Below are 1,203 nucleotides of genomic sequence, written 5' to 3'. Positions count from 1 at the left end.
TAGTCATAATTGCCGGATAAATTTTCTTTAACTCCTCTATGATCTTTTCGGGGTGGTATCCATGATCAAGTAAGATAGTAATCTGAGGAATATTGACTGGTTTGGATTTCAAATAGTCGATGTTGTTTGAGATCATTTCTATTCATCCTACATCATCAGAAACTGATGATGCATGTACAGTGGGTAAAAAAAGGAAAACCAAGACTATCAACTGCTAAGTGCCTCTTAATTCCAGCTGAATGTAGCTGCTGCCAAAAAACTGTGGAATCAGGAGGCAAATATGCAGGGCAAATCACACCAATTACAACCATTCTTAAGTTGGTAGAGGATACCATCAAGTATTTGCCTTTTCGTCCATTTTGTGGGACAAGTTTTCTTCTTTTTTGGCAATAATGGTTCAACTTGAACCCATTCTTTGTCTGTTAAACTGCTTGAATACGGCATTTGCCTAACTCTTGTTTAGGATAATTGGCGATCGCTACTTAGTATAAACTTGGACGGAAAAGATACGCTCAGGGGTTCTATAAAGAATAACTACAGGAATAACAGGCATAGGACTGCTCTCAATGACTAGACGTTATGGTTTGCGTGACGACCAATGGGAACCCATTCCACATTTACTACCAGGCCGTGAAGGAACTGTAGGAAGAACAGCATGCATACAACCGCCTCTTTGTAGAAGCGGTTTGATACAGATATCGGGCGGGAATTCCTTGGACAGACTTACCAGAAAGATTTGGGGACTTCCGCATTGTCCATACCCGTTTTAGCCGTTGGAGCGGTTCTGGAGTCTGGGAAAGACTATTTCAAACTCTAGCTGAGGATGCAGATAACGAATATGCCATGATCGATGCCACTATTGTTCGTGCTGATCAACATAGTGCCGGAGTGAAGGACAGTAGTGCAGAACAGGAAGACATTGGCCGTAGCAAAGGAGGGCTATCAACAGTATTAAAATAATTGGATAAAAATTGACATTATTAGACATTTCTTGTGATATACTAGATTTATGTCTAACTTATTAACTATATCTGAAGCAGCAGAACTGCTAGGAGTGTCAACCAAAACAATCAGATGATGGGAAGCTGAAGGACGGCTAAATTCAAGCCGTACCGAAGGAGGTCATCGACGGTTTACAGTATCTGATTTAATAGGCAACAAACAAGATAATTCTTTGACCGTGGCCTATGCTAGAGTCAGCAG

Annotated in this window: 1 protein-coding gene and 1 pseudogene; one reads left to right on the top strand and one right to left on the bottom strand. The window is 40.9% G+C overall.

Translation table 11 applies throughout. From position 1 onward, the window contains the following. Nucleotides 1–267 precede the first annotated feature (267 nt). Complete coding sequence (locus tag F6K27_RS33275) at nucleotides 268–444, bottom strand: transposase (protein ID WP_192901140.1); 177 nt, start codon at nucleotides 442–444, stop codon at nucleotides 268–270. A 122-nt stretch (nucleotides 445–566) separates the two neighbouring features. On the opposite strand from F6K27_RS33275, the pseudogene F6K27_RS33270 reads away from it, so the two are divergent. Then, nucleotides 567–948, top strand: a pseudogene (locus F6K27_RS33270) (IS5 family transposase); the annotation flags it as partial. Between the last annotated feature and the right edge of the window lie 255 nt (nucleotides 949–1,203).

It is taken from the genome of Okeania sp. SIO2F5, from assembly GCF_010692685.1.
GTDB lineage: Bacteria > Cyanobacteriota > Cyanobacteriia > Cyanobacteriales > Microcoleaceae > Okeania > Okeania hirsuta.
The sequence above is the reverse complement of the archived record's forward strand: the minus strand, read 5'-3'. Positions and strand labels throughout refer to the sequence as shown.